At 53.4% G+C, this 6,436-nt stretch carries 3 protein-coding genes and 3 pseudogenes; 3 read left to right on the top strand and 3 right to left on the bottom strand.

The window, feature by feature from the left end; all coding sequences use genetic code 11:
* Nucleotides 1-109 precede the first annotated feature (109 nt).
* Nucleotides 110-1,053: pseudogene (locus HX803_RS28125) on the top strand (IS5 family transposase).
* Between the two features lie 175 nt (nt 1,054-1,228).
* Here the strand turns inward: HX803_RS28125 and HX803_RS28120 are convergent.
* The 3 genes and pseudogenes from HX803_RS28120 to HX803_RS28110 all read right to left on the bottom strand — a co-directional run.
* A pseudogene (locus HX803_RS28120) lies at nt 1,229-1,525 on the bottom strand (acyloxyacyl hydrolase); the annotation flags it as partial.
* Between the two features lie 50 nt (nt 1,526-1,575).
* Nucleotides 1,576-2,663: pseudogene (locus tag HX803_RS28115) on the bottom strand (IS3 family transposase).
* 514 nt (nt 2,664-3,177) lie between these two features.
* On the bottom strand, nt 3,178-3,765 hold the full coding sequence (locus tag HX803_RS28110) for a MarR family winged helix-turn-helix transcriptional regulator (RefSeq protein WP_050572493.1): 588 nt from the start codon (nt 3,763-3,765) through the stop codon (nt 3,178-3,180).
* A gap of 218 nt (nt 3,766-3,983) precedes the next feature.
* Between HX803_RS28110 and HX803_RS28105 the strand changes: the two genes are divergently transcribed.
* On the top strand, nt 3,984-5,324 hold the full coding sequence (locus HX803_RS28105) for an MFS transporter (protein ID WP_235165507.1): 1,341 nt from the start codon (nt 3,984-3,986) through the stop codon (nt 5,322-5,324).
* 110 nt (nt 5,325-5,434) lie between these two features.
* Nucleotides 5,435-6,409, top strand: coding sequence for a PDR/VanB family oxidoreductase (locus HX803_RS28100; protein ID WP_038850250.1), 975 nt, complete (start codon nt 5,435-5,437; stop codon nt 6,407-6,409).
* The last annotated feature ends 27 nt before the right edge of the window (nt 6,410-6,436 follow it).

Here is a 6,436-nt window from a genome sequence, read left to right as displayed (position 1 = left end):
AATTTAGAACTTTACCCGGCAGCATTGTATACAGACGAGGTTAGGGAAATCCTGAAAAAGACTTCCTGATTTGGCAAAATCCCCAGAACGCCTGTCGCCGAGTTTTCCGATGAAGCAAATGACCCTCGCCGATGCCGAGTACGCCGGTAAGCGCAAACAGGCCCACAAGGAACTGTTCCTGATCGAGATGGATCGGCTAGTGCCCTGGAAGCGGTTGGTCGCCCTGATCGAACCCCATTACCCAAAGGGCGAAGGCGGTCGTTCGGCCTATCCATTGATGGCGATGCTGCGCGTGCACCTGATGCAGAACTGGTTCGGCTACAGCGATCCGGCGATGGAGGAGGCGCTGTACGAAACCACGATCCTGCACCAGTTTTCCGGGCTGAGCCTGGAGCGTAGCCCTGACGAAACCACCATCCTCAACTTCCGCCGCTTGCTGGAAAACATGAGTTAGCCGCCAGGATATTAGGTGTGATCAACGGGTATCTTGGTGATCGTAGGCTGTCGTTGCGACAAGGCACCATCGTCGATGCGACGATCATTCACGCGCCAAGTTCGACCAAGAACAAAGATGGCAAACGCGATCCCGAAATGCACCAAACGAAGAAGGGCAATCAATATTACTTCGGCGCCAAAGCGCATATCGGTGTCGACGATCAGTCAGGCGTGGTGCACAGCGTGGTGGTCACAGCAGCTAATGTTGCAGACATCACGCAGGTCGATAAATTGCTGCATGGCGAGGAAAACGTAGTGTGCGCTGATGCTGGCTATACCGGAGTCGAGAAGCACGAAGAACATACAGGACGCCAAGTCATCTGGCAGGTTGCAGCCCGACGCAGCACCTACAAAAAGCACGGTAAGGGCAGCGCATTGTACAAAGCGATGCGCAGGATCGAGAAAGCCAAATCCCAGGTTCGCGCCAAGGTTGAGAATCCGTTCCGGGTGATCACGCGTCAGTTTGGTTACACCCAGGTGCGCCTCCGAGGTCTGGTCAAGAACACCGTACAGATGGTAACGCTGTTCGCCCTGTTGAACCTATGGATGGCGCGCTGACACTTGCTATCCAATGCGGGAGAGGTGCGCCTGTGATAGAATAAATGGCTGCTGCGAGGTGCTCGCAATGGCAAAAAAGCATGAGATAGACGGCAGATTTGATCCAATTTGTTCGGCTACCGTTTTTGAAAAAGCCTATGACGAAGTAGCCGGAAAACATGGGGCTACTTCAGACCATCCCTAACTCTATGTAGAGCTTGATACTTTGGCCTGAAAATTCATAAACCAGTACAGGTGAGACGGACAAGCTATTGTTAGCAGCCGTCTCATCACCTTCCCAATAGGTGTATGCTCCACTCCAATAGCCAGTTAAACGACCGACTTCGGTCTGCCACCAACTCTTGTTCCAATCGACTTGCAATCACAAACGATAGGTCATGGTGGATTAGCCAGTTTGCCCTACCGCTAACTCTACTCCAGCAGCTTGCGTGGCAATATTGTGTCCCAACAATGTGGCCGCAACCGCCTCCAGGCAAAACGAATGGTAATCCCCCCATTTCTAATACACGTCAGAGATAGACGTCAGGCCACTAAGGCCAACTTCTTTTTAGGGGTGATGCCTCCAAGTGCCATATTCGAGCGCTCGTAATTGTATGTCGAGATCCAGTGTGTGCCGTAACCCTTAACGTCCGCTATCGATTCAAACAGATAATGCCCCAGCCAGTCGTAACGCACCGTGCGGTTATAGCGCTCGACGTAGGCGTTTCGCTGCAGGTTGCCCGGCTGAATATAATCCAAGCGGATACCCCGTTTCTCGCCCCACCCAGTGAGTTTGGCACTTATAAATTCGGGCCGTTATCGCTGCGGATTGCCTGCGGGCTTCTGCGCCATTCGATGACCTGATCCAGCGCTCGCACTACACACTCAGCCGGAAGAGAAAAATCAATTTCCATGCTGCGCGCTTCCGGGCTGAAGTCGTCAATCAGATTGAAAACCCGAAAGCTGCGTCCGTCCGACAACTGATCGTGCATGAAGTCCATCGACCAGCACTGGTTGCTGGCTTGCGGAACAGCCAGTGGTTCAGGCTTTTCGCGCATGGTACGTTTGCGCGGCTTGATGCGTAGGTTCAGTTCCAGCTCGCGGTAAATCCGGTACACCCGCTTGTGGTTCCAGCGGTAGCCTTTGACGTTGCGCAGGTACAAAAAGCATAAGCCGAAGCCCCAGTTTCGCTGGTTGTATGTCAGGCGGATCAAATGATCCGCAATCTCAGAGTTTTCAGACGCCGTGCGTGGCTGATAGCGATAGCAGGGATAGTGACCACGAAAGCCAGGCACACCAGCCTGTGATGCTACACCGACCGGAACGAACAACCTCTAGTGCCATCTCTCGTCGCCGAGATTGCGTCACCACTTTTTTGCCATGGCTTCCTGGATGATCTCGGCTTTGAGGCGCTCTTCGGCGTACATTTTTTTAAGCTACCGGTTCTCTTCTTCCCGCTCACGTATACGGAGCATTAGCGAAGCGTCCATGCCGCCGAATTTGGTGTGCCACTTATAGAACGTGGCAGAACTGATGCCGTGCTCACGCCACAGCTCTGGGGCTGGGGTTCCAGCCTCTGCTCGCTTGAGAATGGCCATGATTTGACTGTCTGAAAAACGCGATGTCTTCATGCAAAATTTCCTTGATCCGGTCAGGAGAAAATTCTACTTCTGATGCGTACTTTTTTCAGGGGGATTACCCTTTCACCGCCCAGATGAGCAAGTGGCGCAGCCATGAACTCGCTACATATGGATACTTGGCTGCCTCAGAGGTTGGATCTTTCCACCAGACCTGCCAATGTGATTGGTGCACACCGCCCTAACGCAAGGAAACCACAATAAAACGCAGGATCGCCGTGTTCACTCGCAGGAACGCGTACATGGTGCCAGAGGCTCAGGTGCTGCTGGGTATTCTCAAAGTTGAAGGCGCATAGTTTTTCAATGGAAGGCAAGCTGCGTAGAGGCGGCCCCGGTTGCTGCGCTCATCAGGGGGGTGAGGTACAGCCTTCCTGACGTTGTTCACAGGTGTATGAAAAGCGGAACGCCAGGAGACGAGGCGATCTGAAGATGCGCCAGCGCTCAGCTTGAGAAACAGTCTTATTCCGACGGATTGGAGCACTAAATTTCAACGGTTTGCGACACGGCATTAATCCGGACAAACAGTCTCGCCACGTTCATTGATCATGCGTCCAACCTCCCGCGTTGACGGTACCCGATGAGACGGATTGATGGAATTCGCTTCAGCGTTTGCGAGGTTCTCTATTACTGTTAATAGAACGTGTCGTGCTGTTTCGACGTCTTGCTCCTTAAGCCCGGCCACACTCACCTCGTTGACTTCTAGCGCCAGAGGAATCAAAACATCCTTCAGCCGGCGTCCTTCCTCGGTGAGGAAAACGTGAACATTTTTTTTATTTTCCGGCCTCTGCTGTCGGGCTACGTAACCCAGTTTTTCCATCGCCTTCACCGCTGCGAAAGTCGTAGGCTCCATCAGTCCAGCCTGAGTGCTGAGCTGTTTTTGAGTCAACCCGTCTGTCTCCCAGAGGATTCGCAAGAATGCCCAATGACCAAAGGATACGCCGTGTTCAGTTAATCGCATCTGCAGCGCTCTGATCAGCGCGCGCGTTGCATCCTTGACCAAGTGAGCGAGACGATCATCAGGCACAACATCGTGCCAATGCCTGAGTATTTCCTGGGTTTCAGGTTGTTTGGGGGCCAAGGGCTTTGGTGCAGTCATATCAAGGTCCGTTCTCATCACTCGCGTCAGCGGAGTAAGCATAACGCGTTGTCGAAACACATGCGTCAGCTCATAAAATAATTAGATATCGTTCCTTTTTCATTGCGTGCAGAAAAAAATCGCCATACTATCTTAGAGACCTAATAAAAAAGCACGCCAGGCTCCCCAGGCTTTGGCTGCGCTACACAAAGTCCGAGGCGTGCACAATGACAACAACAATGACAGATGCCGTGCCCCATCTTCTCCAGCGCAACCATGAGCGCATCGATAAGATCTATAGAAAAGTCACGTTACGCTTGATGACTTTCATTTTCGTGGCTTGGGTTCTCAATTATCTGGATCGCGTGAACATCAGCTTCGCGCAGGCTTACCTGAAGCACGATTTAGGTATGAGCGATGCTGCTTACGGACTCGGCGTAAGCTTGTTTTTTATAGGCTACATCGCTTTGGAAATACCCAGCACGCTTTACCTGCAAAAGATTGGTGCCCGGTTGACGATCACCCGGATCATGATGCTGTGGGGGTTGATCTCAGCGTCCATGGCATTCATGACAACGCCCACTCAGTTCTACATTGCCCGTGCCCTGTTGGGCGCTGCCGAAGCCGGCTTCTGGCCTGGAATCATTCTTTATCTGACCTATTGGTATCCAGGTGCCAGGCGCGCTCGCATCACATTGCGCTTCTTACTGGCCATCGCCGCAGCGGGAATCATCGGCGGTCCCCTGTCCGGTTGGATACTCACGCATTTCGTTGACGTCATGGGAATGAAAAACTGGCAGTGGATGTTCATCCTGGAAGGTCTTCCTGCTGCTGTAATGGGAGTGACGGCCTACTTCTATCTGGTAGACAAACCCGAGCAGGCAAAGTGGCTCGACGACGAGGAGAAGTCCATTATTCTCGACGCGCTGGCCGCTGACCGCGCGGGCAAGAAGCCCGTTACCGATAAGCGTCATGCTGTGCTGGCTGCGCTCAAGGATCCGCGCGTGTACGTCCTTGCTGCTGGTTGGGCCACCGTGCCGCTATGTGGCACGATCCTCAATTACTGGACACCTACCATCATACGGAACACTGGCATCCAAGATGTACTGCGAGTCGGATTGCTTTCCACCGTGCCATACATCGTGGGGGCGATCGCCATGATTCTCATTGCGCGCAGCTCCGACATTCGTCTGGAGCGTCGTAAGCACTTCTTTATCAGTATCGCCTTCGGTGCCTTGGGTGCCTGCCTGCTGCCTCACGTTGTGGACTCGGCCATTATTTCAATTACTTGCCTGGCAATGATTGCAGTGTCGTACTTTGGCGCCGCAGCGATCATCTGGTCGATTCCTCCGGCTTATCTTAATGATGAGTCCGCAGCAGGGGGCATTTCGGCGATCAGCTCTCTTGGTCAGATCGGAGCGTTCTGTGCGCCCATCGGATTGGGCTGGATCAACACAGTTACCGGCAGCCTCGCAATCGGACTGACGATAATCGGGATACTGGTCCTGGCGGGGGGTTTGGCAGTTCTGATTGCGGTGCCAGCTAACGCCTTGAGCGAAAAGCCACTGACCGACGAATAGGATAAAGCAGCCTGATTGGTTGAAGCACGCCTAAAAAACGTTAGATATCTACGCAATTCTCGGTTCGTGGGCGTGCTTAATCCGCAATCCGATGTAATGAGGAAACAGCGATGAGTAGTTCCGAACAGCTCGATGATGGGTTCACAGGCCTCAAGGTGACCGCTAAATCCGAAATTGCCCGCGGCATTTTCCGCTTCGAATTGGCCCACCCGCAGGGGATACATCTGCCAGCGTTTACGGCCGGTGCGCACCTCAGGGTAAGGGCGCCCAACGGAAGCATCCGCAATTACTCATTGAGCAACGACCCGCAAGAACGTGAGCGTTATGTCATTGCGGTCAAGCGTGACGCCAACGGACGAGGCGGTTCGGTGAGCATGGCAGATGATATCAAGATAGGCGACTTGCTACCGGTGGCAACACCGCAAAATGAGTTCGAACTTACCGAGAACGCCCGGCAATTCATCTTCGTTGCCGGAGGCATCGGTATTACCCCGATCCTATCGATGATGCGTCACCTGAAGGCCAGCACCGTCATCCCCTTCAAACTTTACTACTGCACCCGTAATCCGGAACTCACCGCCTTCAGGGATGAGCTGCTGGGGGCCGAATTTGTTAACACGTCAGTCATTCACCACGACTTCGGCAAGCCAGCAGACGCTTACGATTTCTGGCCTGTTTTCGACAAACCAAGCAGCGGTACACATGTGTACTGCTGTGGCCCCCGGCCGTTGATGGACAGCGTGCTGGACATGACGGGGCACTGGCCACCCGGCTCCATACATTTTGAAAGCTTCGGTGTCGACCAGAGTCGCTTCGCCGAAAACCGGCCTTTTTCGGTGACCCTTGGCCGGAGCGGAATCGACATCATAATTCCCGCCGACCGTTCAATTCTGGAGGTTTTACGCGACAACGGTATTCGGACACCAAGTTCTTGTGGGAGTGGCACCTGCGGCTCTTGTCGTACCCGTCTGATTGAAGGTGACGTCGAGCATCGCGACATGGTGCTGCGTGAGGACGAACAGCACGATCAGATCATGATTTGCGTTTCCCGAGCCAGAAATGACGTGCTGGTACTCGACCTTTAGGCGAGACCTTTTTTACAAACGATTAGT

Source organism: Pseudomonas sp. P7548 (assembly GCF_013386585.1).
In the GTDB taxonomy this organism is placed as follows: Bacteria; Pseudomonadota; Gammaproteobacteria; order Pseudomonadales; family Pseudomonadaceae; genus Aquipseudomonas.
Note: the sequence above shows the minus strand (reverse complement) of the source record. Positions and strands in the feature narration are given on the sequence as shown.